Here is a 26,972-nt window from a genome sequence, read left to right as displayed (position 1 = left end):
TGGAAGACGCGTGACAAGGGCCGGGGAAGCAAAGTGGCAAGGATCAGGAAAGGCGCGGCCAAACCCGCGCCGCAATTTTTGGAAGACGATCCGTCCACCGGCTATCTGCCGGGACGAGCCTGGCCGACCGTGCGCTACGGCCTGTCGACGCTTCTTGCCTCAGCCCTGCTTGTATTCGCGATCGAGCTGATCGTACGCGGCGATTTCTTCGGCACGGTCGATTTCTTCATGCAGCCCTTCAAGCCCGGCTGGACCACCATCATCGTCTTCGCCCTGGTGCTGCTCGGGTTGGACGCCATACTCGGCCGAAGCCACCAGAGCCTGATGATCGTGGCGCCGCTGACGCTGGCGCTGGCCTTTGTCGGCCACCAGAAATCGCGTTACCTCGGCGACCCGCTCTATCCCACGGATTTCCTATTCGCCCGCCAGATCATGGCGCTGATGCCGCTCCTGGTGCGCGAGCGCCCGTGGACGGCCGTCATGCTGGCGGTCGGCATCGTCGGCGGTCTGACGCTGCTCGTCTACGGCTGGCGGACCTGGCGCCGGCGGGTGCCCATCCTCAGCCGCAAGGGCCGCCTGGCGCGGCTGGCGCTTGCCGTGCCGCTGCTCGCCTTCTTCGTCTCGATCATGGACTACGCCACCTTCTCGTGGACGCGCGACCGGCTGCAGATCATCCCGATTATGTGGGACCAGAAGGAGAACTACGCCTCCAACGGCTTTGCGCTGGCCTTCGCGATGAACGTGCCGATGGCGCATGTCGCGGCGCCGCCCGGCTATTCCGAGAAGACGATGGCCGCGATCCAGCGCCCCGACGTCGCCGCTTCCATGCCGGACGAGAAGCCGGATATCGTGGTGGTGATGAGCGAATCCTTCTGGGATCCGACGCACCTGCCCGGCGTCACCATCAAGCCCGACCCGATCCCGACGGTCAGGGCGTTGCGCTCCGGCTCGATGTTCTCGCCCGAGTTCGGCGGCATGACCGCCAATATCGAGTTCGAGGCGCTGACCGGCTTTTCCAACGCCTTCCTGCCGGCCGGCTCGATCCCCTATCAGCAATATGTGCGCACCCCGACCCCGTCGCTGGCGACCTTCCTGAAGAGCCAGGGTTACCGGGCGCGCGCCATCCATCCCGGCACCAACTGGTTCTGGAACCGCGGCGCCGTCTATGCCGATTTCGGCTTCAACGACTTCCGCTCCGAAGAGACGCTGCCGCCGATGGAAAAGCGCGGGCCGCTGGCTTCCGACGCGGCGATGACCGACGAGATCATCCGCGAGGCCGACACCAGCGACGATCCGGTGTTCCTGTTCGCCGTCAGCCTGCAGAACCACGGTCCTTACGAGCCCTACCGCTACTACAACCCGACGCATTCGATCGACGCGCCGATCAGTTCCTGGGCGCGGGAATCGCTGCTTTCCTATGCCGAGGGGTCGGCCGACGCCGACCGCGGCCTGCAGCGCCTGATCGACTGGGCGAAGGCCCGCCAGCGGCCGACCATCATCGCCTTCTTCGGCGACCATCTGCCGCCGCTCGGACCCGTCTATGTCGAGACCGGCTTCCTCAAGGACAATGTCGCGCCGCGCAAGGAGCCGGCGGTCGCCGCGCTCGAACACCACGATACGCCTTTGGTTATCTGGTCGAACCGCTCCGGTCCGGTCGAGAACATCGGCTCGGTGAGCCCGGCCTTCCTGCCCTATCATATCCTGACCACGGCAGGCATCAGCCACCCCTATTACACCGGCTTCCTCGGTGCGCTGCGCGAACACTACCGGGTGGTCGACCGCAACCTGCTCCTGTCGCCCGTGGGCGAAGCAACGCCGGATTGGGCGAGGCAGAAGCAGATCGATCCGAAGATCAACGATTTCCGGCTCATTCAATACGACATGATGTTCGGCAAGCGGCTCTCGGCGCCCGACTTCTTCCCCGAGACGGTGAACAGGCTGGTCGCGCATACAAGCTGAGCTGACCGGCGGTCACAGCCGATCGCGGCTATCGCAGTCCGTGGCGGGAAACGATGCTTCGATGCCGGGCCTTGGAAAGGTTTTGTCGCTGCGATTTAGACTAGACGTCAAAAGCCTGGAACGGGCTGGACCTTTCCACTCAGCCGAGCGCCAAGCGTCAAAGCGGCCGGAAAATTCTTGATCACGGCGCGCATGGCCGACGCGCCACCTGGCCCAAGCGCTATTTTCGCAATCAAGGCCGCGGCACGCAGACGGGTCGAGAATTGCCGACGCCATTCGCGTTCGTAGCGATGCCCGGCGGCGTCGCGGTCCTCGCGACGTTTGCCCGATACGATCAGTTCTCGCGCAAGCAGCCAGCCCGATTGCAGCGCCATCGAAATCCCTTCGGCGATGACAGGATGCGACTCGCCCGCGATGTTGCCGACACGGAAGATGCCCTGATCGTAACCGGCCCGGATGCCCGGATGAATCGGTCCCGCAGCCAGCCATGGGCCATCCAATTCGGCACCTGCCAGCGCAGTTCGCACGCCTCGGCACGAGGCCAGGACGTGGCGCGATACCGCATCCGCCGCCGCAATATTCCCAAAGCGCCGGCGCAGCCCGGATAGAACATCGCGGCGGATACAGCAGGAGATTGAAACCCGACCATTGTCCGCAGTTACCATCCCGCCATATCCGCCTGGGAATACCAGCAGCGGCATCAGATCGGGCGCCAGCGCGGCGCCGGTAAAATGCGCCTTGAAGCCGAAAAGGTCGGAGGGTTGGCTGGTTCTTTCAAGTTGGCTCGGAAGTTTCCCGGTTTCCCAGGATCCGTGCGCGGCAATGATGACGGGTGTGCTGAGCAGCTTCTGTTGCTGGTCGGATTCCACAGTCAGAAATTGCAAGTCATCGCGCCGGCAGATGGCGACTGCCTTGCAAGGCTGGAGGATCTCGACACCCGCACGTTCGGCAGCCTGCAGCAGGATGGTGTCCAGACGATCGCGGCCGAGCGCGCGGCCGAGACCCGTCTTGGCGCTCGGCATTCGCGCCTGCGCCGAGACATCGCCCGAAAAGAACCCGACGCGCCTTATCTCGGGGCCGGCTTCCGCGCGCCAGCTCTCGCCGACGCCCAGCTGATCGAGCAAGGCAAGGCTGGTGCCCGACATGAATTCGCCGCAGACCTTGCGGCGAGGAAATGCCACCTTCTCCACCATTGCCACCGACCAACCATGTTGGGCGAGTGCAATGGCGGTGGAACTTCCGGCAGGACCGGCACCGATGACAATTGCGTCGTGCATCATTTCGTATCGAGCGTGCTCGCGCCAACAAAACCTTGCGTAAACAGGCCTCTGCGGCCCTCCATCACGGGCGTTCCACCTGACAGTTGCCACAATTGTGAAAGTTCCGTGCCACGAAAACCGGCGCGCACACTTTGCGCTGCATCATTCAGCGTTACCGCACAGGCGCCGATCAATCGCAGAAACCCTGTCGCCAAAAGCGGCACCTTGGCTCTCAACGGCTCCGTGGCGACGAGCATCGGGGCCATCGTCATCATCCGAGAAAACAGCTCCTGCAGGCGCATGTCGTCGAAGTGGTGGAGGATAAGGTTGGCGCAAACAAGGTCGAAGGGCCTGTCCTGGGTCCAATCGAACAGATCCGCAGTCACGGGCTGCGCCTGCCAGCCCAATTCAGCGAAAGAGCTGCGCAAGTCCTCGCCTATCAAGCCGATCCTGTCGACCATGACGATCTCGACGTCGGGCCAATGGCGCGCCATCAGCCGCGCCACCGCCAGCATGAACTTTCCGTCGCCGGCGCCTATTTCGAGGATGCGCAGCGGCGGCTTTTGCACGTTTTGCCGCATCAGCGATGCCATGATCCTGGCCTGGAACATCAATGCATTGATGCGAACGAGATCGCGACGGGATGCAATTGCACGGGGATCGTCGGCCGGGAGGCCGTCAAGGAGTTCTGGCTCCAGATGCCGGATGTCCATGTCGGTCATGCGATGGATCGGAAATCTAGGCTTCAGCCGGCAATCCGGCAAATAGAATTCGGTCGTATCTTCATGGCCGCGCGCTGCCGGTCGCGGAACCCGCATTTGAACCCAACCCGGATAGCGAAGAAAGTCGGTCCCTTCATGCGAGATCGGAGGCTGATATCACAGTTTGCTAATGAGAAATATCGGCACCGCGCAATAAAATGCTCTATGCAGGCGTTTACCTTAGGAACGCTTCTCCAATTCGCAGACCTTATGAGCCCGATTGCGCTCATGCTCGGAGCTATTTTGTCCCCTCAAGCGTATCTGAACGGCATTGTCACGTGTGTCCCCGAACATGACGTGCATCGGTTCTTCCTCGGCTATGGAGCCTCGCTGCTTGAAAACGACGCGCAGCGCCTTGCGCTCTTCGAGCGAATGGTCGCTCTGGCCGGGATCGAACATCGTTATTCCTGCTTTGCGCCTGCCGACGATCCGCGCGGCGGGGCAATCGACCGCGACGGCACCTCGGTCAGAGGCTCGTTCGCCAGCACCGCAATGCGTATGCGGATGTACGAAGCCGCCGCACCGGAACTCGCGCAAAGGGCCGTCGACAGACTTCTGGCCAACGACGACCGCTCGCTGATCACGCATTTGATCGTGACGAGCTGCACCGGCTTTTCGGCGCCCGGCATCGACCTCGAGCTGGTGCAGCGATGCGGCCTGTCGACGTCGGTTGAGCGCACCATCATCGGCTTCATGGGATGCTATGCCGCCATCAACGCCTTGAAGCTGTCGCGCCACATCGTGCGATCGGATCCGAAGGCCCGCGTGCTGATCGTCAACATCGAATTGTGCACGCTGCATTTCAAGGAGGCCACGGAGCTCGAGAAGCTGATCTCGTTCTGTCTATGGGGCGACGGGTGCGCGGCCTCGCTGGTGACAGCCGAGCCGCACGGCATCCTGCTCGAAAGCTTCCACGCGATCGTGGCGGCGGAGCGCAAGGAGCTGATGAGCTGGAATATCCGCGACGACGGCTTTGACATGGTGCTGTCCGGGCAGGTTCCCGGTGCCGTCCGTGAGACGCTGCGCAACGAGCATCCGGCCATCCTCGGCGGCAGGCCCGCCAAGGAGATCGATTTGTGGGCGGTGCATCCCGGCGGCCGCTCGGTGCTCGACGCGGTCGAGCGGGCGCTCGAACTGAAGCCGGCCGCGCTCGCCGCATCGCGCGAAGTGCTCCGGCAATACGGCAACATGTCGTCGGCCACCGTAATGTTCGCGATGGCCGAAATGCTGAAGGAGCCGTCGGGCTTGCTCGGCTGCGGCATGGCGTTCGGGCCGGGATTGACCACCGAGACCATGATGTTCCGGACTGCCTGATGAAGTCGAATGCCATGCGGCACCGCGTCCGTGCTTTCGCAGCCCGTTGGCTGGTGCCCTATCTGCCGTATCCGCACTTCATGTGTGTGGCACCTCTTGACGCCGTGTTGCGCGTCCTATGGCGTGCGGGAGGCCGGCTGCCTCCCGTTTATTGGCCGCGCCTGATGCTCCTGTTCCTGATTTCGGGCATCAACACGATCGCCTCCCTGCCGGAGCGCGTGATCCTTGGGGCATGGCTGCGGCTGCGACCTCCCCGGATGGAACCGGATAACGCGCCTGTGTTCGTTCTTGGCTACTTCCGCTCCGGGACGACTTTTTTGCAGAACCTGCTGTCGGCGGACCCGGACCTGAGATCGCCGGGCTGGCCGCAGGTCCTGGCGCCTCAGACATTCGTCCTTGGCTGGGCCCTGCTGCGCTATCTTTTCGTGCCCTTGCTGCCGTTGACGCGCCTCGACGCGGTCGTGCCGGTTGGCGCCAGGCTGCCGGCGGAGGACGACTTCGCATTGAACAATCTGGGTGGAATGTCGATCCTGGCGGGACGCGCCGTGCTTCCCCGCCGGCAAACCTTCTTCAATCGATATCAGGATCTCGACTCGCTTTCGGCGCAAGAGCTGAACCGCTGGCGCTCACATCAGCTCGCTTTCGTCCAGAAGCTCACGCTCGTTGCCGGAGGGCGGCGACTTCTGCTCAAGTCGCCGAGCCACACGGCGCGCGTTCGTCACCTTTTGGAGCTGTTCCCTGGCGCCAAGTTTGTCCACATCTCGCGTTCGCCGGAAGCGGTGTTCCGGTCCAACCTTGTTCTGACGCGCGAGTTGCAGCGTGCGTTCGCCCTGCAGCCGCCGCTGCCCGAGCACGAGCAGGAAGAGATCATCGCCTGCGAATATCTCGCGACGGAGATGCACTATCTGGCTGATAGAACCCGGATTCCAGCCGCCGACCTCGCCGAGGTGCGGCTGCAGGATCTCATTGCCGATCCGACGGGCGAGATGAAGCGGATCTACCGCGAACTGGGCCTGCCATTCTCCCACGGCTGCGAGGAGCGCATGCTGCAAGTAGCCGCGACGTTCGGCAAACAGCCGCGCAACCGCCATCCCGACCTGACGGAAGGGCAGAAAGCGCGCGTAGCCCGCCTCGAACCGCTCGCTTCCAATTTCGGGCATGTGCCTGCGCTGCCTCCCGGGGCGCTCAATATTGACAGCCAACCGCGCATTGGATGACATGGCATCATGACGGCAGGCCCATGGTCATACGCAAGCTGGGCAGGTTTGGCCCGGCTGTTGCTCGTCCCTCTGTTGCTCAGCATCTGCGCCCCGCCGATCTCGGCGGTTGCCGACGAGCAAGGCGATGCGATCAAGCTGGTTGAGACCGTGCGCCAGGCGGCGCTCGTGCTCGGGCGCGGCGGGCCCGCCGAGGCGCAGCTCCGCTCGATCTCAGCGGCCTTCGACGGAAAGGGAATTGCCCAGGCTGTGCTCGGGACGCGTTGGCGCAGCGCGAGCGCCGACGACCGCGCCGCGGTGGTCGATGCGCTTCTTTATGCCATCGCACACGGGCTGGCCGACAAGCTGGAACGGACGCAGGACAAGACTTTCACCGTGCTCGGCACAAAGGCCCTGGCCAACGGCGACATACTGGTGCGCAGCGAATTCCGCCGGCAGCTCCGCGGCCCAACGTCCGTGGACTGGCGTGTCCGCCGCTGCCGCGGGCAACTCTGTATCGGCGATGTCTTTATCGACGGCGGGTCGGTGACCGTGCGGCAGCGGGACCGCATCGGCCAGATCCTCGCCGGCAATGGCGGCTCGATCCCCGCGCTTGTCGTCGATCTCAGGAAAGGCCGGGTATGACTCCTCGCCGGCGCTCATGTCCCTCCTCGTCGAATTGAGCAATGTCGGCCGCGATTTTGACGGCGGCCGCATCGTCGCCGTTGACGACGTGTCGCTCGCAATCGGGAATGACGAGACCGTCGCGATTGTCGGCCGCAGCGGCAGCGGCAAATCGACGATCCTGAACCTGGTCTGCGGGCTTGACCGGCCGACCCGCGGCGAAGTTCGGTTCGAAGGACGGGCCGTCAACGGAAGCGCTGCGTGGGCAGCAGTCCGGGCCAGCAGGATCGGCATCGTGTTCCAGAACTTTTGCCTGCTCCCCTCCTTGTCGGCGCGCGAAAACATCGAGGTGGCCCTGCTGGGAAACCTCGGCGGAGCGCAGCAGCGTCGCGCTCGCGCGCTGGAACTTCTGGCGCATTTCGGTCTTGCCGATCGCGCTATGCTGCAGCCGGCCGAGCTTTCCGGCGGCGAGCGCCAGCGCCTTGCAATTGCGCGGGCGCTCGCCAACCGTCCGAAGCTTCTTCTTGCCGACGAGCCGACAGGAAGCCTCGACGTGCAGACAAGCCAATCCGTCATGGACATCATCGGCAATGCGCATCGCGAGTTCGGGACCGCAGTGATCGTGGTGACCCATGACGAGGACGTGGCCGCGTTGTGCGGACGCCGGGTCGAGATCTCGGATGGCCGCATCCGCTCGGACAGCCGGATGGCGGCAATCTCAGCGCCCGCACCGGCATCGCGGATCGGCTAGCCCATGACGGAGCTGACCCTGCCCTTGCGCGGTCTCATCGCACGTCCGCTGCGCACTTTGCTCACGGTGCTCGGCATAGCCTTGGCGGTCGCCGGCTTCGTGGCGCTTACCGGCCTGACCGCCGGCGTCCAGCGCTCATTTGCATCGGGAATCGATGAGAACGGCGCGGATCTGGTGGTTAGCCAGCGCAGCACCTTCAATTTGGTGAGCAGCACTGTGCCCAGAGCGCTCGGCCCGGCGCTTTCGGCGGTGCCGAATGTCGAAGCGGTGTCGGGCGTTCTCCTCAACATCACCACTGCCGACGAGGACGCCAATATCGTCATGGCCGGCTGGCCAAGCGGCAGCTTCCTGTGGAAAGACGTGCCGCTCGTAGCGGGGCGGCTCCCTGTGCCGGGGGACCAGTGGCCGGTGATCCTTGGCCAATCGATCGCCGGCGCATTGGACAAGCGGGTCGGCGATACCGTCGAGCTGCAGTTCCAGCCCTATCGGATCGTCGGCATCGCGTCGTTCTCGTCCATGCTGAACCAGAACAGCGCCATCGTTCCGCTCGAGGGGCTGCAGCAGCTCCTGTCGCGGGAGGACGCCTTTACCTTGTTCGAGGTAAGACTGAAGCGCCCGCTCGACGCCGACGGCATCGCCGCTGCCCGAACCCGGCTCGTTGCAGCCGCGCCGGGATTCGTGGTCGTCGACACCGAGCAGTTCGCCAACAGCATCCGCATCTTCGATGTGCTTCGGGCGATCGCCCGCACGATTTCGCTGGTCGTCATGGCGATGGCCTCGGTTGCGGTCGCCAACACGCTGCTGATGGCCGTGAACGAACGAACGTTCGAGATTGGTGTTCTGGCGGCGCTTGGCTGGGCGCCGCGGCGGATTCTTCGGCTCATCCTCATCGAAGGCGTCTTCATGAGCGCAGCCGGCGGCGTTATCGGCATCGTTCTCGGCGCCCTGACCATGGAAGCGGCGGCGAAGACAAGGGTCGCGGCGGGGCTGATCGTGCCCTATCTGTCAGGCTGGTCGATCGCCCAGGCGCTGATCTTCGTCTTCATCGCCGGGCCGCTCGGCGCACTCTACCCGGCTTGGCGCGCCACGCGCCTTCTCCCCGCTGAAGCGCTCCGCAGGATCTGACTTGCCGTGTCGGCCGGGCAGCGCTCCGGTGCCAGCAAAAGCATCGATCTGTCGTGTAAACGAAACGGCCGGTTCGCACGTCCGCGGCATCGGCGACGCAGGCCGGGCCTTGCCTTCCTGGCGAATTGCTATATAGACCCGCGCAATCTGCCGGTCCTTGCTGGGGGCTGAACGGAGGGCCGCGGCCTTTTCGAAGGTCGCGACACGAAGCCGGAAGGGCTTCCAGCCTCCCGTGTCTCCGCTCTCGACCGTCTCGTGATGCTCCTTTCTTCCCCGCTCTTTCGCGATCGGGTCAGACAAGTTGCAGAGGCTTAGCCGCGAGGGCCGGTGAGAGAAACGAAGAAAGGCACTTAAACATAATGGCTCTTTACGAACATGTGTTTCTTGCCCGGCAGGACCTGTCGCAACAGCAGGTTGATGCGCTTGTCGAACAGTACAAGGGCGTCATCACGGCGAATGGCGGATCGGTCGGCCGGATCGAGAACTGGGGACTGAAGTCCCTCACCTACCGGGTCAAGAAGAACCGGAAGGCTTACTATACGCTGATGGACATCACCTGCCCGCCGGCCGCGCTCAACGAAATGGAGCGCCAGATGGGCCTGTCGGAAGACGTCCTTCGCTTCCTCACCATCAAGGTGGAAGCGCATGAGGAAGGCGCCTCGGCGATGATGCAGAAGCGCGAAGAGCGCTCCGAGCGCGGCGGCTTCGGCGACCGCGACCGTGGCCCGCGTTCGTTCGGCGACCGCGGTGACCGCGGCCCGCGTTCGTTCGGCGACCGTGACGGCGGCGACCGTGGCCCGCGCCGTCCGCGCGAAGGCGTTGAAGGAGGTGCAGAATAATGGTCGACATCAACCAGATCCCGACCCGGCGTCCGTTCCATCGCCGCCGCAAGACCTGCCCGTTCTCCGGCGCCAACGCGCCCAAGATCGACTACAAGGACGTGCGTCTCCTGCAGCGCTACATTTCCGAACGCGGCAAGATCGTGCCCTCGCGCATCACCGCCGTCAGCCAGAAGAAGCAGCGCGAGCTCGCCAAGGCGATCAAGCGTGCCCGCTTCCTCGGCCTGCTGCCCTACGTGGTTCGCTGAGGCCTGAAACTTCGATGCGGGCGCTTGGCGCCCGCATCCCCACCCACGGCGACGGGCGCCGCGGTTCAAGTCAAATCCCGAGTTGGGGCCGGATGGCCTCTAACTGCCAGGACAGGCAGGACAGCGACAAGAGCGGCGAGCGCCGCAAAGAGCTTCCTGACCTGTTCCAGATCATTGCGCCAGCCTTCCGGCCGGCGCCAACCGAAGGAACGAAACCATGGAAGTCATTCTCCTCGAGCGCATTTCCCGCCTCGGCCAGATGGGCGAGACCGTCAAGGTCAAGGACGGGTTCGCCCGCAATTTCCTGCTGCCGCAGGGCAAGGCGCTGCGCGCCAACGAAGCCAACAAGAAGAAGTTCGAGGGCCAGCGCGCCCAGCTCGAAGCCCGCAACCTGGAGCGTAAGTCGGAGGCCGCGCAGGTCGCCGAGAAGCTCGACGGCAAGAGCTTCATCGTGGTGCGCTCGGCCGGCGAGACCGGTCAGCTCTACGGCTCGGTGTCGACCCGCGACATCGCCGATCTGCTGATCGCCGAAGGCTTCACCGTCAACCGCAACCAGGTCGAGCTCAACCAGCCGATCAAGACCATCGGCCTCTCCAACGTGGCGATCGCGCTGCATCCGGAAGTCGAGGTCACCGTGACGCTCAATGTCGCCCGTTCGGCCGACGAGGCGGAGCGCCAGGCCAAGGGCGAGACGCTGACCACCGCCGAAGCCATCTATGGCGAGGACATCAACGACAACGCCCGGCCGGAGAATTTCTTCGACCCGAACGCCGAATTCGAAGGCGGCGAAGAGAACGCCTGATCTCTGGGCCTGATTTGGCATATCCTCCGAAGCTTCGCTTCGGTTCGCAGACGTCCAGGATTTCTGGACCAACGCCCGGGTCTTCGACCCGGGCTTTTTTGTGCCAAAAGGAACTTTTCGACACCCCATATCTTGTGCACATTACAGCGTGGCGCGTCGATTGGACGCGGGCGAGGCATTTTCGATCTGGCATTCCAGTCCGATTACCGGGTGATCCGACTGAGGGGACATTTGGTCATGAATATCCTGTTGAAACACGTTCTCGAACGCCTGGTGCGCGCCGGCGACCTCAAGGTGACCGGACCGAAGGGCGCGACGCACAAGTTCGGCGACGGCAGCGGCGAGCCGGTGCATATCCACATCAAGACCACGCATGCCGAGCGCGCAATCACCTTCGATCCGATGCTGGCGGTGCCCGAAGCCTATATGGACGGCGAGCTCGACGTGATCGAGGGCGGCGTTCTCGGCCTGATGCGCATCGCGTTCCAGAACATGGGATCGAGCGGCATCGACGTAACCTGGTCGAAGGCGATCGAGGGGCTGCGCCACGCCTTCCGCCGGCTGCAGCAGATCAACACCGCCGCGCGCTCGCGCCGCAACGTCGAACGCCACTACGATCTCTCGGGCGAGCTCTACAAGCTCTTCCTCGACGAGGACATGCAGTATTCCTGCGCCTATTTCGAACAGCCCGACATGACGCTCGACGAGGCGCAGCTTGCCAAGAAGCGCCACATCGCCGCCAAGCTGAGGCTCAAGGCCGGCCAGACGGTGCTCGACATCGGCTCCGGCTGGGGCGGGCTGGGCCTCTATCTCGCCAAGGTCTTCGACGTCGACGTGCAGGGCGTCACCCTCTCCACCGAACAGCATGGCGTCGCCACCGACCGCGCGCATGCGCAGGGCCTGCAGGACCGCGTGCATTTCGAACTCAAGGATTATCGCCACATCAACGAACGTTTCGACCGCATAGTCTCGGTCGGCATGTTCGAGCATGTCGGCGTCAATCACTACCGCACCTTCTTCGACAAGGCCGCGACGCTGCTCAAGCCCGACGGCGTGATGCTGCTCCATACCATCGGCCGTTCCGGCGTGCCGTGGGCGACCAGCGCCTTCGTCCGCAAATACATTTTCCCGGGCGGCTACATCCCGGCGATGTCGGAGGTGATGCCGGCGATCGAGAAGTCGGGCCTCGTCGTCACCGATATCGAAATCCTGCGGCTGCATTACGCCGACACGCTCAAGCATTGGGGCGAGCGCTTCGCCGCCAACCGCGACAAGGCGAAAGCGATCTATGACGAGCGCTTCTGCCGCATGTGGGAGTTCTATCTCGCCGCCTCCGAGGCGGCCTTCCGCTGGCAGGACCTGGTGATCTTCCAGTTCCAGATCGCCAAGAAGAACGACACGCTGCCGATGACGCGCGACTACATGGCCAAATGCGAGAAGGCGCTGGAGCTGCGCGATATCGGCCACCAGGAGCCGGCGGCGCCGGCGCCCTCCAAGCCGACCCGCCGCAGGAAGGTGGGGTAGCCGCGCAATGCCGCTTGCCATTGCGGCCTGACGCCACGAAAAAGGTCTCGTTCGCGAGACCTTTTTTCATGACCTACCTCATCTACACCGCAGCCGCTCTTGCCGAGATCGCCGGCTGCTTTTCGTTCTGGGCGTGGTGGCGGCTGGAGAAGTCGGCGCTCTGGCTTCTCCCCGGCCTCGTCTCGCTGGCGCTGTTCGCGTCGCTGCTGTCGCTGGTCGGCACGGATGCGGCGGGCCGCGCCTACGCCGCTTATGGCGGGATCTACATCGCCGCCTCGCTCGGCTGGCTGTGGCTGGTCGAAGGGGTGCGTCCCGACCGCTGGGATCTGGCCGGCGCTGCGCTCTGCATCGTTGGCGCCTCGGTCATCCTGTTCGCTCCAAGGGGAGCCTGAGATGGAACTGCCCGCCCCGCTCCGGCAAGGCGTCGACAGCCTCTTGGAGAAGGTGCCGCTTTCGGCGCTGAAGCAGGCGGCGCGGACGCTCTCGGAGCGCTACCGCGCCGAGCTGCGCGACGGCCGCCTGCATATGGGCGAAGACATGGCCGTCAAGGCCTATCTGGCGACGCGGCTGCCCGCCACCTATGCCGCCGTGCGCGCCAGCCTCGATGCCTTGATCGAGGTTCGCCCAGACTTCCGGCCGGCGAGCCTGCTCGATGTCGGCGCCGGACCTGGCACCATGCTTTGGGCCACGACTGACACCTGGCCTGAGCTGGAACGGGCGGTGCTGGTCGAGGCAAGCGCTGCTGTGCGCAAGGTCGGCCAGGCGCTCGCGGAAGGCGCGATCACGGCCCGCGCCGACTGGATCGCCGGGGACGCGACCATCGATCTCGACGGCATCATGCCCGCCGACCTCGTCAGCGCCGCCTATGTGCTGGACGAGATCGTGCCTTTATCCCTGCTGAGGCTCATCGACCGCCTCTGGCGGCTCACGGTCGACACATTGCTCATCGTCGAGCCCGGCACGCCCGCCGGCTGGCAGCGCATCCTTGCCGCGCGCCGCCAACTGATTGCGGCCGGCGCGCATGTTTCGGCACCCTGCCCGCACGCGGCGCCATGCCCGCTTGCTCCGCCCGACTGGTGCCATTTCGCGCGCCGCGTCGCCCGTTCGCGCCTGCATCGCCTGGTCAAGGAGGCCGAGGTGCCATGGGAGGACGAGAAGTTCATCTACCTCGCCGCCTCCCGGCAGCCCGCGCCTGCGCATTCGGCGCGGGTGATCGCGCCGCCAAAGGGGGGCTCCGGCAAGGTGGTGCTAAAACTCTGCCAGCCGGACGGCAGCGCCGGCGAGCGCCTGTTCAGCAAGCGCGACGGCGAGTTGTTCAAGGCGGCGCGACGGGCTGACTGGGGCGACACGCTGGACTGAGGGAGCGTAGGCCGATGAAATCGGGAGAAGACGTATCGTCGATGCCCGTCGCTACTTTGGAGATCAGCCGACGCGCGCGAACTTCGTCATCCACGGGCGGAGCGACGCGAAGCGGCGCGCAGACCCGAGGATCCATTCCGTGACGTTGCGCGAAGAATGAAGGCGGCGCAGAACGGAGCTCGTTCTGGCTCGCCGCGACGCTCACAGGTCACGGAATGGATCCTCGGGTCTGCGCGCGTCGCTTCGCTTCTTGCTCCGCCCGTGGATGACGACTTCACCAACGTTTCGGCTAATCTCAAAGGTGAACGCCCAAAAGAAGCAACTCGCTACTTTGGCGATCAGCGAGGACGTCCGCGATTCTTTGCGCGAGCGGATACGGCTGGTCGGTTGTGAGCGAGCGTCGGACGACAATCGGTCCCCCAAAATGTTCTTGCTTCGTTCCATAATTGCAACTAAGAATCGCCGCTTGCCGAGTCAACTGGAATCGGGCCCCCGGAATACTGTCCTGTGGATGGTTTGCCGATCCTGTGAACATTGGGGCGTCAAGCTGGTTGGACCGAGGGTGTTGCAGAAAGGTCAGCATCGAATCTTCCCGTTCTGATATCGAGGACAGCGGGATCGAAACCGGGGATATCATGGCAGAGGCGGCACTGAAATTCGGCGCGGCGGAAACGCCGCTCTATCGCGAGGCACCGAACAACATCGAGGCCGAGCAGGCGCTGCTCGGCGCCATCCTCGTCAACAACGACGCCTTCTATCGTGTCTCCGATTTCTTGAAGCCGGCGCATTTCTACGAGCCGCTGCACCGCCGCATCTTCGAGATCGCGGCCGAGCTCATCCGCATGGGCAAGATTGCGACGCCGATCACGCTCAAGACCTTCCTGCCGGCCGACGAGAAGGTCGGCGACATGACGGTGGCGCAATATGTCGTGCGCCTCGCCGTCGAGGCCGTCACCGTCGTCAACGCCACCGATTATGGCCGCGCCATCTACGACCTTGCGACGCGCCGCGCGCTGATCACCGTCGGCGAGGACATGGTCAACATCGCCTATGACGCGCCGGTCGACATGTCGCCCTCCGACCAGATCGAGGATGCCGAACGGCGGCTGTTCGAGCTTGCCGAAACGGGCCGCTATGACGGCGGCTTCGAGAGCTTCAACGATGCGGTCAAGACCGCCGTTGACATGGCCAACGCCGCCTATATGCGTGACGGCCACCTGTCGGGCATCGCCACCGGATTGCGCGACCTCGATCGCCGCATGGGCGGCCTGCAGCCCTCCGACCTGATCGTGCTCGCCGGACGTCCGGGCATGGGCAAGACCTCGTTGGCCACCAACATCGCCTTCAACATTGCCGAGGCTTACGTTCCGGCGCAGCAGGCCGATGGCAGCTTCAAGGCCGCCAATGGCGGCGTCGTCGGCTTCTTCTCGCTCGAAATGTCGTCGGAGCAGCTGGCCACCCGCATCATCTCCGAGCAGACCGAGATCTCGTCCTCGAAGATCCGCCGCGGCGAGATCACCGAGATGGATTTCGAAAAACTGGTCGCCTGCTCGCAGACGATGCAGAAGATCCCGCTGTTCATCGACCAGACCGGTGGTATCTCGATCGCGCAGCTTTCCGCCCGCGCGCGGCGTCTGAAGCGCCAGCGCGGCCTCGACCTCATCGTCATCGACTATATCCAGCTGATGCAGGGCTCCTCCGCGCGAGCCTCGCAGAACCGCGTGCAGGAAATCACCGAGATCACCACGGGTCTGAAGGCTCTGGCCAAGGAGCTCGGCGTGCCGATCATCGCGCTGTCGCAGCTGTCGCGTCAGGTCGAAAGCCGCGACGACAAGCGCCCGCAGCTCTCGGACCTGCGCGAATCCGGCTCCATCGAGCAGGACGCCGACGTGGTGCTGTTCGTCTATCGCGAGGAATATTACCTCAAGAACCGCGAGCCGAAGCTCGGCACCGAGGAATACATCAAGTGGGAAAACGAGATGAATGAAGCGCGCGGCAAGGCCGAGTGCATCATCGCCAAGCAGCGCCACGGGCCGACCGGCACCGTCAGCCTGGCCTTCCACGGCGAATTCACGCGGTTCTCGGATCTGGCGGAAGAGCATCATCTGCCGGAGAGGTTCGAGTGAGTTGAGACAGGTCTCACTCCGTCACCCCCCTCTCTGTCCTGCCGGACATCTCCCCCTCAAGGGGGGAGATTGGATGTCGCATCGGCTTTCGCCAATCGCCGACGTTGCAAGATGGGCGCCGTCGGCGAAACTGCCGATCTCCCCCCTAGAGGGGGAGATGTCCGGCAGGACAGAGGGGGGCGCTGTCCCGCCGGCCTATCCAATGTTGGGCCGTCCCTAATGGCCAAATCGCGCGTTCAGTTCATCTGCCAGAATTGCGGCTCGGTGCATCAGCGCTGGGCCGGCAAATGCGATGCCTGCGGTGAGTGGAACACGCTGGTTGAGGAAGGCACGTCCGGCGGCATCGGCTCGGGGCCGGCCAACGCGCGCAACGCCCGCAAAGGGCGTGCCGTGGTGCTGACCAGCCTGTCGGGCGACATCGAGGACGCGCCGCGCATCGTGTCGGGCATCGGCGAGCTCGACCGCGCCACCGGCGGCGGCTTCGTGCGCGGCTCGGCCCTTCTGGTCGGCGGCGATCCCGGCATCGGCAAGTCGACGCTCTTGACGCAGGCAGCCGCCGCGCTCGCCTCGAAAGGCCACCGCATCGTCTATGTCTCGGGCGAGGAAGCGGTGGCGCAGATCCGGCTGCGGGCACAACGCCTCGGCGTCGCCTCGACGCCGGTCGAGCTTGCGGCCGAAACCAATGTCGAGGACATCCTGGCGACCATCGCCGACGGCAAGCGGCCGGACCTCGTCATCCTCGATTCCATCCAGACGCTGTGGACGGACCTTGCCGATTCGGCACCGGGCACCGTCACCCAGGTGCGCGCCGCCGCCCAGGCGATGATCCGCTACGCGAAATCCACAGGCGCGGCGATCGTGCTCGTCGGCCATGTCACCAAGGAAGGCCAGATCGCCGGCCCTCGCGTCGTCGAGCACATGGTCGACGGCGTGCTCTACTTCGAGGGCGAAGGCAATCATCACTTCCGCATCCTGCGCACGGTGAAGAACCGCTTTGGGCCGACCGACGAGATCGGCGTGTTCGAAATGTCGGACAAGGGGCTGCGCGAGGTTTCCAATCCATCCGAGCTTTTCCTCGGCGAGCGCCACGCAAAGTCCGCCGGCGCCGCGGTTTTCGCGGGCATGGAAGGCACAAGGCCGGTGCTGGTCGAGATCCAGGCGCTTGTCGCACCCTCCTCGCTCGGCACGCCGCGCCGCGCCGTCGTCGGCTGGGACGGCGCGCGGCTGTCGATGGTGCTCGCCGTGCTGGAGGCGCATTGCGGCGTCCGCTTCGGCCAGCACGACGTCTATCTCAACGTTGCCGGCGGCTATCGGATCTCGGAGCCGGCGGCCGATCTCGCGGTCGCCGCGGCGCTGGTTTCGTCACTCACCGGTCTTGCCCTTCCCGCCGATTGCGTCTATTTCGGCGAAATCAGCCTATCGGGCGCCGTGAGGCCGGTTGCGCATGCGCAGCAGCGCCTCAAGGAAGCCGAAAAGCTGGGTTTTGGAAGCGCGGTGCTGCCGCTCGGCAGCGAGGAACTTGCCGGGGGAATCGGGGCCGGCGCTTTCCAGCCCACCGAGCTTGCCGACCTTGTGGCGCGCATAGCCGGCTCACGGCGCGGTCGTGCCGACGACGGGGAGTGATGCGGCTCGTCGGGCCGCAAGACAGGAAGTGGGGCGAGAACCATGCCGATTACGCTGCTTGACGGAATCCTCGTCGGCTTCACCCTGGTCTCAGCAATGCTCGCCATGGTGCGCGGCTTCTCGCGCGAAGTGCTGTCGGTGGTTTCCTGGGCAGCGGCCGCGGCTGCGGCGTTCTTCTTCTACAAGCCGGTGCTTCCCTATGTTCAGCCCTATGTCGACAACGACAAGATCGCGATGGCGGCCTCTGCCGGCATCGTCTTCCTCATCGCGCTGATCGTCGTCTCCGTCATCACCATGAAGCTCGCCGACTGGATCATCGATTCCCGCATCGGCGCGCTCGACCGCACGCTCGGCTTTCTCTATGGCGCGGCGCGCGGCATCCTGGTGGTCGCGGTGGCGCTGCTGTTCTTCAACTGGCTGGCCGGCGCCAAGGCGCCTGCCTGGATCGCCAACGCCAAGTCGCGGCCGTTGCTGGAGACGATCGGCGCCAAGCTCGAAAGCGTGCTGCCGGAAAACACCGAGGAACTGGTCAACAAATACACCCATAAGGGCACGCCGCAGGCCGGCGCACCGGCCACGACCGACCAGCCCGCGGCCGAGCCGCCGGCAGGCGACGACAACGCGCCGGCGCCTGACGACAGCGAGGGCGAGGCGCCTGCCGACAACGAGCCGGCGCCGGCCACGCCAGCGCCCGCACCGGCTCCAGCGCCGGCAAACTGATCGCGAGCCGGCCTGGCGCCGGTTGTGAATGCAAAAAAGCGTGCGTTGCGTTCGGCGATAGATCGCCTTATATGGCGGCTTTAGCGGAGCTTGAGCACCAGATGGCAGACTCAACGGCAGATGAAGGCAAGGTCCTTTCCGCCGAGGCCGACGATCATTTTCATGACGAATGCGGCGTGTTCGGCATCTTCGGCCGGCAGGACGCGGCGGCCATCGTCACACTCGGCCTTCATGCCCTGCAGCATCGCGGCCAGGAAGCGGCCGGCATCGTCTCCTATGACGGCACCCAGTTCCATGTCGAACGCCATGTCGGCCTGATCGGCGATACCTTCACCAAACAGCGCGTCATCGACAGCCTGCAAGGCAACCGCGCCATCGGCCACACGCGCTACGCCACCACCGGCGGCGCCGGGCTGCGCAACATCCAGCCCTTCTTCGCCGAGCTCGCGGAAGGCGGTCTTGCCGTGGCTCACAACGGCAACCTCACCAACGCGCTCACCGTGCAGCGCGCGCTGCAGAAGCAGGGCTCGATCTTCTCCTCGACCTCCGACACAGAGACGCTGCTGCATCTGGTCGCGACCAGCAAGGAGCGCGATTTGAATTCGCGTTTCATCGATGCGATCCGCCAGGTCGAAGGCGCCTTCTCGCTGGTGGCGATGACCGCCAAGAAGATGATCGGCTGCCGCGATCCGCTCGGCATCCGCCCTCTGGTGCTTGGCGACCTCGACGGCGCCTGGATCCTCGCTTCCGAAACCTGCGCGCTCGACATCATCGGCGCCCGCTTCGTGCGCGACATCAAGCCCGGCGAGATGGTGGTGGTCACCGCGAAGGGCATCGAAAGCATCTTCCCGTTCGAGCCGCAGAAGACGCGCTTCTGCATCTTCGAATATGTCTATTTCGCGCGGCCGGATTCCTCGGTCGAAGGCCGCAACGTCTATGATGTGAGGAAGCGCATTGGCGCGGAACTCGCGCAGGAAAGCCCGGTCGAGGCCGACATCGTCGTGCCGGTGCCGGATTCCGGCACGCCGGCCGCGATCGGCTTCTCGCAGGCCGCCGGCATTCCCTTCGAGCTCGGCATCATTCGCAATCATTATGTCGGCCGCACCTTCATCCAGCCAGGCGATTCCATCCGCCACATGGGCGTGAAGCTCAAGCACAACGCCAACCGCCGCATGATCGAGGGCAAGCGCGTGGTGCTGGTCGACGATTCGATCGTGCGCGGCACCACCAGCCAGAAGATCGTCCAGATGGTGCGCGACGCCGGCGCCAGGGAAGTGCATATGCGCATCGCCTCGCCGCCGACCAGCGCGTCCTGCTTCTACGGCGTCGACACGCCGGAGAAGTCGAAGCTGCTTGCGTCGCGCATGTCGGTCGAGGAGATGGCGGAGTTCATCCGCGTCGATTCGCTCGGCTTCCTGTCGATCGACGGGCTCTACCGCGCCGTCGGCGAGGCCGGCCGCGACAACGACCAGCCGCAATTCTGCGACGCCTGCTTCACGGGACAGTACCCCACCCGCCTGCTCGACTTCGAAGGCCACGACAATGTGCGCACGCTGTCGCTGCTGGCGAGCGGCGGGGCGTAGGCGCCCGGACTATCATTTGCCATCGCCGAGCTGTCTCGCGCCTTATGGAATCTCTCACATGACCCTCGACCTTTCCGGCCGCGTGGCGGTCGTAACCGGCGCCTCGCGCGGCATCGGCTATTTCATCGCCAGGGAGCTGGCGGCAGCAGGCGCGCATGTGATCGCGGTGGCGCGCACGGTCGGCGGGCTGGAAGAGCTGGACGACCAGATCAAGGCCGACGGCCGCGGCCAGGCGACGCTGGTGCCGCTCGATCTTGCCGACATGGCCGGCATCGACCGGCTGGGCGGCGCGATCCATGAGCGCTGGGGCAAGCTCGATATCCTGGTCGCCAATGCCGGCGTGCTCGGCGTCATCTCGCCGATCGGCCATGTCGAGGCCAAGACCTTCGAGAAGGTGATGACCATCAACGTGACGGCGACCTGGCGGCTGATCCGCTCGGTCGATCCGCTGCTCAGGCTCTCCGACGCCGGCCGCGCCATCATCCTGTCGTCCAATGCGGCGCATTCGGCGCGCGCCTTCTGGGCGCCCTACGCGGCCTCGAAAGCGGCGGTCGAAACGATGATGCGTTCCTGGGCCCATGAAACCGAGAGCCTGGCGTTGCGGGTGAACGCCGCCGATCCCGGCGCAACCCGCACCGCAATGCGCGCGCAGGCCATGCCCGGCGAAGACCCGGAGACGCTGCCGCATCCGTCCGAGATCGCCAAGCGCATCGTGCCCCTGGCAAGCCCGGAACTGAAGGAGACCGGCCTGATCTTCCAGGCCAAGCACAACCGCTTCGTCGCCTACCGGCAGCCGGAATAAAGCCTGGGTGCCTGAGGCGTCGCGACCCCTCTATTCACGGGTCTGTGAACGGGGCGGCGAAAGCGTGTGCCGCCTCGCTGCTTTCGCTGCTCCATGGGAGTTGCTAGGATCGGCCCGACTCCGACATTTCAAAGCGAGGAATTCCCATGGCTGCTACTCCCAGCGTAGCGTTGGTCTGGTATCTGGTGATCGCCGGCCCGCAGGGCGGCATGGTGGTGCTGCCCAGCACCTTCGACACCCGCGAACAATGCACCAACGCCATCACCGAATATCAGAAGCAGCCGACCCCTCAGGGCTGGGCCGTACAATGCGTGCCGAGCGCCTCGCCGTTTACCGATGAAGGGGATGCGGAAACGCCCTCGGCGCAGTAGCGCGAGGCGTCGCCTCAGCGCTGTGCGCTCACGCTCAACGCCGGCTTGCTGTTGATCGTCTGGAACACCACGCAGTAGCGCTCGGTGAGCTTGAGGAGCGAATCGATGCGCTCCTGCGGCTCGTCGGTGTCGAGATCGAATTTCAGCCTTATCTCGCGGAAGCCGACCGGCGCGTCGCGGGCGACGCCCAGCGTGCCGCGAAAATCGAGGTCTCCCTCGGCCTCGACGGTAGCGTTGCCGAGCTTGAACTCCAAGGCGGTCGCCACCGCTTTCAGCGTCACGCCGGCGCAGGCGACCAGCGCTTCCAGCAGCATGTCTCCCGAGCATAGCTCGAGGCCCGAGCCGCCGGTGGCCGGATGAAGCCCGGCGACAGCAAGCGCCCTACCGGTCTCCACCTTGCAGGCGATCGACTGGTCGTCGAGCGTGCCGCGGGCCTTCAGCGTGATCAGCGCTCGCGCGGCGTCTTCGCGATAGGCGTCCTTCAACGGGGCCTGCACGGCCTTGAGCGCGGTTGCGTCCATTGTGTTGTCCTTCCGATCAGCCTTTGATGCTTTGATAGCACTGATATGCCAGCGGAACAGCGCCCCCCTCTGTCCTGCCGGACATCTCCCCCTCTTGGGGGGAGATTGGCAGCTTCTCCGGCGGCGCCCTTTCTGCAGCGCGTGGGAGATTAGCGAGCGTGGGAGAATGGCGAAGGCCGACGCGACATCTGATCTCCCCCCTTGAGGGGGAGATGCCCGGCAGGGCAGAGGGGGGCGCGAAGGATCGCAACGTTTGCGATTGTTGTTTTGACTTCACACGCCCAGGCCATACCTATTCCGAGACCATTTCCGGAGCCCACATGCGATCCAAGCTCGTCCCCCTCGTCCTGCTGGCGCTCGCCGCCTTCGCTCAGCCCACCTTCGCCGAAGCACCCGAGCGTCCAGCCCCGACCGGCGGCGTGCTGTCGCTGCTGCCGCCACCGCAGGTGACGGAGCATTCCATCACGCTCGGCGGGCGCAAGCTGGATTACCAGGCCAAGGCCGGCACGCTGTCGCTCCTATCCGGCAAGGGCGAGGTGACGGCCGAGATCTTCTATGTCGCCTACTCGCAGCAATCGCCCGCCCCGGCGAAGGAGCGGCCGATCACCTTCGTCTTCAACGGCGGGCCCGGTGCTGCGTCAGCTTACCTGCATCTCGGCGCGATCGGGCCGCGCATCGTCGAGACCGCCGCCGACGGCGAGTTCCTGCGGCCGCCGCAGAAGCTCATCGACAACCCCGACAGCTGGCTCGACATGAGCGATCTCGTCTTCGTCGATCCGGTCGGCACCGGCTACAGCCGCGAGGCGCCGGGGCACGAGCCGAAGGAATTCTGGAGCGTCGATGCCGACGCCAGCTCGGTCGGCGCCTTCATCCGCCTTTATCTGGCGCAGAATGGCCGCACCGGATCGCCGCTCTTCCTTGCCGGCGAGAGCTATGGCGGCTTTCGCGCGGCGCTGCTTGCCCGCACGCTGCAGGAGGATGTCGGCCTCAGCCCCAGCGGCATCGTGCTGATCTCGCCGGCGCTGGAATTCATGCTGGTGCGGCCCGACCAATTCGACCAGTTGCACTGGGCGCTGGAGCTGCCTTCGCTGGCGGCAACGCGGCTGAAGGGCGACGGCGTGAGCGGCGACGCGTTGCGCGACAGGCTGGCCGAGGTCGAGCATTATGCGCTCGGCGATTACCTGACGGCGCTGAACAGCGGACTGGAGCAAGGCAGCAAGCTCGCCAGCGGGCGCATTTCGGAGATCACCGGCCTGCCGCTGGAGCTCGTTCAGCGCAATTTCGCCCGCATCCCCATCGGGCTTTTCGCCAAGGAATTCCAGCGCGCCACCGGCAAGGTTCTGAGCCCTTACGACGCCACCATCGGCACTGCCGACATCGCGCCGCAAAGCGCCCGTGAGGCCGGCCCCGACCCGGTGCTCGACCGCAGCGTTCCGGTGCTGACCTCCGCCTTCGTCGCTTACGCCCGCGACGAGCTGAACTACCGCACCGACGTCAGCTACCGGCTGCTCAATGGCGAGGTCAGCCGCACCTGGGATTACGGCACATCAGGCCAAGGCTATGCCGGTGTGATGAACGACCTGCAGCGCGCCCGCTCGCTCAACCCGGCGCTGGGTGTCGTCATCGTCAACGGCTATACCGACCTTGTCACTCCCTATCTCGCCTCGCGCTATCTGGTGAACCAGCTTCCTTCGCTGTCAGATGCCAAGCCGATCCGGCTCGACGTCGTCGAGGGCGGCCATATGATGTATCTGCGGCCCGATGGCCGACGCGCGCTGAAGGATGCGGCCTCGGAGCTTTATCAGGCGACGCAGTAAGGCCGACCGGCCTCCGGCGAACGACCTGCGCCAACGCAAGCGCTACGCTGGAGCAGCGCAGTGCAAGCTTTCGCCCCTATAGCTGGAGGAGCGGTCCCGACCGAGGCGGAACCGCCTCACGCAAACACGCTGAGCCCTTATGGCCGATGTCGTCATCCTGGAAAGCCGCGAAAGGGTGCTGGCCGGCATCCTGTTTACGGCCGCGGCCTATTTCCTGTTTTCGGCGCAGGATGCCTCGATCAAGCTCCTGGTCGCTGGCATGACGGTCTGGCAGATCATGTTCGTCCGCTCGATCACCGTGCTCCTCGCCTGCGGCGCGATCGGCGGCAGGCGGCTGTTCGCTGACACGATCGATTCGCCAATCGTCAAACCGATGCTGGTGCGCAGCGCCTTCACGCTCGCCGCCTGGCTTTGCTACTACAACGCCGCGCGCTCGCTGCAGCTTGCCGAGCTCACCACCATCTATTACGCCGCGCCGATCATCGTCACCGTGCTGTCCGTGCTGATCCTGGGCGAGACGGTGCCGCTGCTGCGCTGGCTGGCGGTGTTCATCGGCTTCGCCGGCGTCTTCATCGCCTGCGATCCGACCCGGCTCGGCTTCTCCGTGCCGGTGCTTCTGGTGCTGGCGGCCGCGGTTTTGTGGGGCATCGCCGTGGTGCTGCTGCGCAAGACGGCGCTTCAGGAGCGCACGACGATCCAGCTCGTGCTCAACAATTTCTATTTCCTGCTCTTCTCGGCCGTGCCGGCGCTGCTTTGGTGGCGCATGCCCGATTGGCGGCAGCTTCTTTTGCTTGTCAGCGTCGGGGCACTCGGCGGGGTGGCGCAATATGCGCTGTTCGAAGGCATGAAGCGCGCGCCGGTGTCGATTATTGCGCCGTTCGAATACACCTCGCTGGTCTGGGCCTTCGCGCTGGGCTACGCCATCTGGGGCGACGTGCCGCGCACGGAAGTGTTCATGGGCGCGGCGCTGATCATCGGCGCCGGCCTGCTCATCGTCGGCAACGAGCATTTCCGCAGACGGGAGCAGGCCTCATGACGGAAGGCTGTCAGGAGCAACCGGGTAGGCTGGCGCCATGACGGACACGCTCGACATGCCGGAAAAGCTTGCGCCTGCCGCCGCCGACGTGGCTGCCGAGCGCACGCTCGGCATTATCCTGGTGTCGGCATCGGCGATCGCCTTCGCGCTCACTGGCGTGCTGACCAAGTCGATCCATGCCGATCCGCTGACGATCACCTGCTGGCGCGGTTTTTTCGGCTCGATCCTGATCAGCTTCTACGTGCTGTGGCGACGGCGCCGCTCGGGCGGGCGCGAAAGCCTGAAACTCGGCTGGCGGGGCTGGCTGCTTGCGGTCGAGGGCGCCGCCGCCAGCATCGCCTTCATCTCGGCCTTCAAATTCACCTATGTCGCCAATGTCGCGGTCATCTACGCGACCTCGCCCTTCATCGCCGCACTGCTCGCCTTCCTTCTGGTGCGGGAAAAATTCCGGCTGCAGACGATGATCGCGGCGGCCATATCGCTTTGCGGCGTCGCCATCATGGTGGGCGCCGGCCTCGGCAGCGGGCACCTGTTCGGCGACGCGCTGGCGCTGCTGATGACCGCCGGCAGCGCGCTCTACATGATCATGGTGCGCGCTTTTCGCGACTCGCCGGTCGTCTGGGCGGGCGCTGTCTCGGCCTTCCTGCTTTTCGTGCTCGGCTGGTTCGTCACCGATCCGCTGGCCGTGTCCGCCCGCGACGTGGCGCTGCTTGCCACCTTCGGCTGCTCTTTCGCGCTCGCCTCGATCCTGTGGACGGAAGGCTCGCGGCTGATCCCGTCGGCGGAAGCCGGCCTGCTCGGTTCCGCAGAGGTGCCGTTCGCCATCCTGTTTGCCCTGCTGTTCCTCGGCGAAGTCCCACCGAGGGCCAGCATCATCGGCGGCGCCATCGTGCTTTGCGCGGTCTTTGCGCATGCCGGACGCGACTGGCTGAAGGTGAAATCGGCGGGTTCATAAAAATATTTCGCCGGTCACGGAACCATCATCCGCGTGGAGCATTATTGGATCGACGGGTCACCCCCCAAGTCCCCCCAAACCCCTCGACCCGTCCGACTAGAAGCCGACCCTCAAAAAGGTCGGCTTTTTCTTTGGGCGACCGGCCTCAGGACGGAAGGGCCAGGCCGCCGGCAAGCAGCTCCGCCAAGTCCCGCGCCGGGCGGGCGGCTTCGCGGCCGAGCCGGATGGCGAAATCGGCCATCGGCAGCGGCGGGAGGTCGAAATCGTCAGATACCTCGACGATGCCGGAATGGGCGAAACGCCGGGTGCGAGGCGTCAACGCGATGCCGGCGTTGACTGCGGCGCGCAGGCCGGCAAGGCTGGCGCTGCCGGCGGCGATGCGATAGCGGCGGCCGGCTGCGTCGAGCGCATTGAGCCCTGCCTCCCTGAAGCCGCAATAGGAATCGAGCAGCGCCAGCGGCACCACCTCCTGTCGCGCCGCCAGGCCTTTTTCCGAGCAGAGCCACAGCATCGGCTCGCTGATCAGGGCCGCTTCATCCGGCGATGGGGCATGGCGCATGGTGATCGCGAGGTCGAGCTGGCCTGCCTGCAACGCCGACCCGAGCTCCAGGGAGCGGCCAACGCGCAGCTCGACCCTGACGCGCGGGTGGCTGGCAGCGAAGGCCCGGAGCAGGTCCGGCAGGCCCTGATCGGCGAAATCCTGCGTCGTGCCGATGGCGATGCGGCCGCCGGCGCGCGCGCCTTTCAGCGCCAGCCAGGCTTCGGTGTGGACGGTAAGGATGCGCCGCGCATGGCCGACAAGATCCTCGCCGGCCGGCGTCAGCCCGCGTCCCCTGCCCTGCGGGATGAGCAGCGGCTCGCCGACGATTTCCTCCAGCCGCTGCATCTGCGCGGTCACCGCCGACGGCGTGCGGCCGACGGTGGATGCGGCCTTGGCGAGCGAGCCGCCGTCGACAAAGGCAAGGAAGGTTTTCAGAAGATCCGGATCGAGCGTTTCCATACTTCAATGCTATCGAACTATTTATCAAAAACAATTCGATTTTGTTGATGCTATGCCGGTGGCATGGTCCTCTCATCGTCGGCGCGAGGCGCCCAACTCGGAGGATAGAAAATGCCGATCATCAATATCAGCGTCACCGGTAAGCCGGACGCCAAGCTGTCCGCGGCAATCGCCAGGGAGGCCACCGATATCACCGCGAAACTGTTGCACAAGGATCCGACGATCACCGCGGTCGCCGTCAACTACATCGATCCGCAGCACTGGTTCGCCGGCGGCAAGTCGCTGGCCGAGCACGGCACCAACACGTTCTGGCTCGACATCAAGGTCGTCGACGGCACCAACACAAAGCTCGAGCTGGAAGCCTATCTCAAGGCGATCTTCGGGGCCTTCGGCCGGCTGCTGGGCGGAGTGCATGAGGAAAGCTACGCCTTCGTGCATGAGGTGCCGGCGGCGGCCTATGGCTATGGAGGCAAAAGCCAGGAGTTCCGTTTCATCAGCGGAAGGTTGAAGGCGGCGTAGCGCCGTCTTCCCCTTCTCCCCTTGTGGGAGAAGGTGGCCGAGCGAAGCTCGGTCGGATGAGGGGTGTTGGACGGAGCGCGGCGTCGCAAGCTAAGCGCCTCAAGAGCTGGATTTTCCAGCGCCTCATTTCTTCCAACA

The 26,972-nt window shown here is 65.0% G+C and carries 26 protein-coding genes and 1 pseudogene; 23 read left to right on the top strand and 4 right to left on the bottom strand.

All coding sequences use genetic code 11. The annotated features are described in order from the left end of the window. The first annotated feature begins 33 nt into the window (after positions 1-33). A complete protein-coding gene (locus LB535_RS17860; RefSeq protein WP_224633138.1) occupies positions 34-1,959 on the top strand; it encodes an LTA synthase family protein in 1,926 nt (641 codons plus the stop codon). Positions 1,960-2,066: 107 nt separating this feature from the next. Here LB535_RS17860 and LB535_RS17855 read toward each other — a convergent pair whose 3' ends face one another. Further along, positions 2,067-3,239 (bottom strand): NAD(P)/FAD-dependent oxidoreductase, encoded by a 1,173-nt coding sequence (locus LB535_RS17855; RefSeq protein WP_095767006.1) that lies wholly within the window; start codon positions 3,237-3,239, stop codon positions 2,067-2,069. Further along, a complete protein-coding gene (locus tag LB535_RS17850; RefSeq protein ID WP_224633137.1) occupies positions 3,236-3,940 on the bottom strand; it encodes a class I SAM-dependent methyltransferase in 705 nt (234 codons plus the stop codon). Before LB535_RS17850 ends, LB535_RS17855 begins: the two co-directional genes overlap by 4 nt. 63 nt (positions 3,941-4,003) lie before the next feature. Here LB535_RS17850 and LB535_RS17845 point away from each other — a divergent pair, with 63 nt between their 5' ends. From LB535_RS17845 to LB535_RS17760, 18 genes and pseudogenes are all read left to right on the top strand, one after another. Beyond that, positions 4,004-5,293 carry a type III polyketide synthase gene (locus LB535_RS17845; RefSeq protein WP_318012308.1) on the top strand — a complete coding sequence of 430 codons (1,290 nt, stop codon included), beginning with the start codon at positions 4,004-4,006 and terminating at the stop codon, positions 5,291-5,293. Further along, complete coding sequence (locus LB535_RS17840; protein WP_224633136.1) at positions 5,293-6,510, top strand: sulfotransferase family protein; 1,218 nt, start codon at positions 5,293-5,295, stop codon at positions 6,508-6,510. The genes LB535_RS17845 and LB535_RS17840 overlap by 1 nt, the downstream gene beginning before the upstream one ends. A 9-nt stretch (positions 6,511-6,519) precedes the next feature. Continuing rightward, positions 6,520-7,134 (top strand): ABC transporter substrate-binding protein, encoded by a 615-nt coding sequence (locus LB535_RS17835; protein WP_224633135.1) that lies wholly within the window; start codon positions 6,520-6,522, stop codon positions 7,132-7,134. Continuing rightward, a pseudogene (locus tag LB535_RS29065) lies at positions 7,082-7,594 on the top strand (ABC transporter ATP-binding protein); the annotation flags it as partial. The gene LB535_RS17835 and the pseudogene LB535_RS29065, both read left to right, overlap by 53 nt. A gap of 93 nt (positions 7,595-7,687) precedes the next feature. Beyond that, entirely contained in the window at positions 7,688-7,864 is a 177-nt protein-coding gene (locus LB535_RS17825; RefSeq protein ID WP_224627788.1) for a hypothetical protein, read from the top strand. Positions 7,865-7,867: 3 nt separating this feature from the next. After that, the gene (locus tag LB535_RS17820) at positions 7,868-8,989 is read left to right on the top strand and encodes an ABC transporter permease (protein ID WP_224633134.1); all 1,122 of its coding nucleotides are present in this window, start codon (positions 7,868-7,870) and stop codon (positions 8,987-8,989) included. Between the two features lie 359 nt (positions 8,990-9,348). Next, positions 9,349-9,828 (top strand): 30S ribosomal protein S6, encoded by a 480-nt coding sequence (gene rpsF, locus LB535_RS17815; RefSeq protein ID WP_224633133.1) that lies wholly within the window; start codon positions 9,349-9,351, stop codon positions 9,826-9,828. Then, entirely contained in the window at positions 9,828-10,076 is a 249-nt protein-coding gene (rpsR, locus tag LB535_RS17810) for a 30S ribosomal protein S18 (protein WP_006203718.1), read from the top strand. The genes rpsF and rpsR overlap by 1 nt, the downstream gene beginning before the upstream one ends. Before the next feature lie 217 nt (positions 10,077-10,293). Beyond that, a complete protein-coding gene (gene rplI, locus LB535_RS17805; protein WP_095767000.1) occupies positions 10,294-10,878 on the top strand; it encodes a 50S ribosomal protein L9 in 585 nt (194 codons plus the stop codon). A 237-nt stretch (positions 10,879-11,115) separates the two neighbouring features. After that, a complete protein-coding gene (locus LB535_RS17800; protein WP_224633132.1) occupies positions 11,116-12,402 on the top strand; it encodes an SAM-dependent methyltransferase in 1,287 nt (428 codons plus the stop codon). Between the two features lie 68 nt (positions 12,403-12,470). After that, positions 12,471-12,794 (top strand): YnfA family protein, encoded by a 324-nt coding sequence (locus LB535_RS17795; protein WP_224633131.1) that lies wholly within the window; start codon positions 12,471-12,473, stop codon positions 12,792-12,794. A 1-nt stretch (position 12,795) separates the two neighbouring features. Further along, positions 12,796-13,761: a small ribosomal subunit Rsm22 family protein gene (locus tag LB535_RS17790; protein WP_224633130.1), complete on the top strand. Its 966-nt coding sequence runs from the start codon at positions 12,796-12,798 to the stop codon at positions 13,759-13,761. Positions 13,762-14,396: 635 nt separating this feature from the next. Further along, positions 14,397-15,887 (top strand): replicative DNA helicase, encoded by a 1,491-nt coding sequence (locus LB535_RS17785; RefSeq protein WP_095766996.1) that lies wholly within the window; start codon positions 14,397-14,399, stop codon positions 15,885-15,887. Between the two features lie 219 nt (positions 15,888-16,106). Continuing rightward, on the top strand, positions 16,107-17,510 hold the full coding sequence (gene radA, locus LB535_RS17780; protein ID WP_224633129.1) for a DNA repair protein RadA: 1,404 nt from the start codon (positions 16,107-16,109) through the stop codon (positions 17,508-17,510). 42 nt (positions 17,511-17,552) lie between these two features. Next, the gene (locus LB535_RS17775) at positions 17,553-18,230 is read left to right on the top strand and encodes a CvpA family protein (protein WP_140636064.1); all 678 of its coding nucleotides are present in this window, start codon (positions 17,553-17,555) and stop codon (positions 18,228-18,230) included. 101 nt (positions 18,231-18,331) lie between these two features. After that, positions 18,332-19,813: an amidophosphoribosyltransferase gene (gene purF / locus LB535_RS17770; RefSeq protein WP_224544086.1), complete on the top strand. Its 1,482-nt coding sequence runs from the start codon at positions 18,332-18,334 to the stop codon at positions 19,811-19,813. A gap of 58 nt (positions 19,814-19,871) precedes the next feature. Continuing rightward, the gene (locus LB535_RS17765; RefSeq protein WP_224633128.1) at positions 19,872-20,615 is read left to right on the top strand and encodes an SDR family NAD(P)-dependent oxidoreductase; all 744 of its coding nucleotides are present in this window, start codon (positions 19,872-19,874) and stop codon (positions 20,613-20,615) included. A 146-nt stretch (positions 20,616-20,761) separates the two neighbouring features. Then, a complete protein-coding gene (locus LB535_RS17760) occupies positions 20,762-20,986 on the top strand; it encodes a hypothetical protein (RefSeq protein ID WP_041008353.1) in 225 nt (74 codons plus the stop codon). A 14-nt stretch (positions 20,987-21,000) separates the two neighbouring features. Here the strand turns inward: LB535_RS17760 and LB535_RS17755 are convergent, their stop codons facing one another. After that, positions 21,001-21,507 carry an OsmC family protein gene (locus LB535_RS17755; RefSeq protein WP_224607236.1) on the bottom strand — a complete coding sequence of 169 codons (507 nt, stop codon included), beginning with the start codon at positions 21,505-21,507 and terminating at the stop codon, positions 21,001-21,003. 320 nt (positions 21,508-21,827) lie between these two features. Here LB535_RS17755 and LB535_RS17750 point away from each other — a divergent pair, with 320 nt between their 5' ends. From LB535_RS17750 to LB535_RS17740, 3 genes are all read left to right on the top strand, one after another. After that, the gene (locus LB535_RS17750) at positions 21,828-23,324 is read left to right on the top strand and encodes a S10 family peptidase (RefSeq protein WP_224633127.1); all 1,497 of its coding nucleotides are present in this window, start codon (positions 21,828-21,830) and stop codon (positions 23,322-23,324) included. A 139-nt stretch (positions 23,325-23,463) separates the two neighbouring features. Then, the gene (locus LB535_RS17745) at positions 23,464-24,360 is read left to right on the top strand and encodes a DMT family transporter (protein ID WP_224633126.1); all 897 of its coding nucleotides are present in this window, start codon (positions 23,464-23,466) and stop codon (positions 24,358-24,360) included. 37 nt (positions 24,361-24,397) lie between these two features. Further along, on the top strand, positions 24,398-25,315 hold the full coding sequence (locus LB535_RS17740) for a DMT family transporter (protein ID WP_224633125.1): 918 nt from the start codon (positions 24,398-24,400) through the stop codon (positions 25,313-25,315). A 145-nt stretch (positions 25,316-25,460) separates the two neighbouring features. On the opposite strand, the gene LB535_RS17735 is transcribed toward LB535_RS17740, so the two are convergent. After that, positions 25,461-26,315, bottom strand: a complete 855-nt coding sequence (locus LB535_RS17735; protein ID WP_224633124.1) for a LysR substrate-binding domain-containing protein — start codon at positions 26,313-26,315, stop codon at positions 25,461-25,463. 111 nt (positions 26,316-26,426) lie between these two features. Between LB535_RS17735 and LB535_RS17730 the strand changes: the two genes are divergently transcribed. Beyond that, the gene (locus tag LB535_RS17730) at positions 26,427-26,834 is read left to right on the top strand and encodes a tautomerase family protein (RefSeq protein WP_224633123.1); all 408 of its coding nucleotides are present in this window, start codon (positions 26,427-26,429) and stop codon (positions 26,832-26,834) included. Positions 26,835-26,972 lie beyond the last annotated feature (138 nt).

This window comes from Mesorhizobium sp. CA10, from assembly GCF_020165285.1.
Taxonomy (GTDB): domain Bacteria; phylum Pseudomonadota; class Alphaproteobacteria; order Rhizobiales; family Rhizobiaceae; genus Mesorhizobium.
Note: the sequence above shows the minus strand (reverse complement) of the source record. Positions and strands in the feature narration are given on the sequence as shown.

Excerpts from the sequence above, each read along its gene's own strand:
- LB535_RS17790 (WP_224633130.1), top strand. The coding sequence starts at position 12,796 with ATGGAACTGCCCGCCCCGCTCCGGCAAGGCGTCGACAGCCTCTTGGAG.
- LB535_RS17825 (WP_224627788.1), top strand. The coding sequence starts at position 7,688 with ATGGACATCATCGGCAATGCGCATCGCGAGTTCGGGACCGCAGTGATC.
- LB535_RS17785 (WP_095766996.1), top strand. The coding sequence starts at position 14,397 with ATGGCAGAGGCGGCACTGAAATTCGGCGCGGCGGAAACGCCGCTCTAT.
- LB535_RS17750 (WP_224633127.1), top strand. The coding sequence starts at position 21,828 with ATGCGATCCAAGCTCGTCCCCCTCGTCCTGCTGGCGCTCGCCGCCTTC.
- LB535_RS17755 (WP_224607236.1), bottom strand. The coding sequence starts at position 21,507 with ATGGACGCAACCGCGCTCAAGGCCGTGCAGGCCCCGTTGAAGGACGCC.
- LB535_RS17730 (WP_224633123.1), top strand. The coding sequence starts at position 26,427 with ATGCCGATCATCAATATCAGCGTCACCGGTAAGCCGGACGCCAAGCTG.
- LB535_RS17820 (WP_224633134.1), top strand. The coding sequence starts at position 7,868 with ATGACGGAGCTGACCCTGCCCTTGCGCGGTCTCATCGCACGTCCGCTG.
- LB535_RS17795 (WP_224633131.1), top strand. The coding sequence starts at position 12,471 with ATGACCTACCTCATCTACACCGCAGCCGCTCTTGCCGAGATCGCCGGC.
- LB535_RS17855 (WP_095767006.1), bottom strand. The coding sequence starts at position 3,239 with ATGATGCACGACGCAATTGTCATCGGTGCCGGTCCTGCCGGAAGTTCC.
- rpsR (WP_006203718.1), top strand. The coding sequence starts at position 9,828 with ATGGTCGACATCAACCAGATCCCGACCCGGCGTCCGTTCCATCGCCGC.
- LB535_RS17745 (WP_224633126.1), top strand. The coding sequence starts at position 23,464 with ATGGCCGATGTCGTCATCCTGGAAAGCCGCGAAAGGGTGCTGGCCGGC.
- LB535_RS17760 (WP_041008353.1), top strand. The coding sequence starts at position 20,762 with ATGGCTGCTACTCCCAGCGTAGCGTTGGTCTGGTATCTGGTGATCGCC.
- LB535_RS17775 (WP_140636064.1), top strand. The coding sequence starts at position 17,553 with ATGCCGATTACGCTGCTTGACGGAATCCTCGTCGGCTTCACCCTGGTC.
- LB535_RS17765 (WP_224633128.1), top strand. The coding sequence starts at position 19,872 with ATGACCCTCGACCTTTCCGGCCGCGTGGCGGTCGTAACCGGCGCCTCG.
- LB535_RS17735 (WP_224633124.1), bottom strand. The coding sequence starts at position 26,315 with ATGGAAACGCTCGATCCGGATCTTCTGAAAACCTTCCTTGCCTTTGTC.
- rplI (WP_095767000.1), top strand. The coding sequence starts at position 10,294 with ATGGAAGTCATTCTCCTCGAGCGCATTTCCCGCCTCGGCCAGATGGGC.
- purF (WP_224544086.1), top strand. The coding sequence starts at position 18,332 with ATGGCAGACTCAACGGCAGATGAAGGCAAGGTCCTTTCCGCCGAGGCC.
- radA (WP_224633129.1), top strand. The coding sequence starts at position 16,107 with ATGGCCAAATCGCGCGTTCAGTTCATCTGCCAGAATTGCGGCTCGGTG.
- LB535_RS17800 (WP_224633132.1), top strand. The coding sequence starts at position 11,116 with ATGAATATCCTGTTGAAACACGTTCTCGAACGCCTGGTGCGCGCCGGC.
- rpsF (WP_224633133.1), top strand. The coding sequence starts at position 9,349 with ATGGCTCTTTACGAACATGTGTTTCTTGCCCGGCAGGACCTGTCGCAA.
- LB535_RS17845 (WP_318012308.1), top strand. The coding sequence starts at position 4,004 with ATGGCCGCGCGCTGCCGGTCGCGGAACCCGCATTTGAACCCAACCCGG.
- LB535_RS17850 (WP_224633137.1), bottom strand. The coding sequence starts at position 3,940 with ATGACCGACATGGACATCCGGCATCTGGAGCCAGAACTCCTTGACGGC.
- LB535_RS17740 (WP_224633125.1), top strand. The coding sequence starts at position 24,398 with ATGACGGACACGCTCGACATGCCGGAAAAGCTTGCGCCTGCCGCCGCC.
- LB535_RS17835 (WP_224633135.1), top strand. The coding sequence starts at position 6,520 with ATGACGGCAGGCCCATGGTCATACGCAAGCTGGGCAGGTTTGGCCCGG.
- LB535_RS17840 (WP_224633136.1), top strand. The coding sequence starts at position 5,293 with ATGAAGTCGAATGCCATGCGGCACCGCGTCCGTGCTTTCGCAGCCCGT.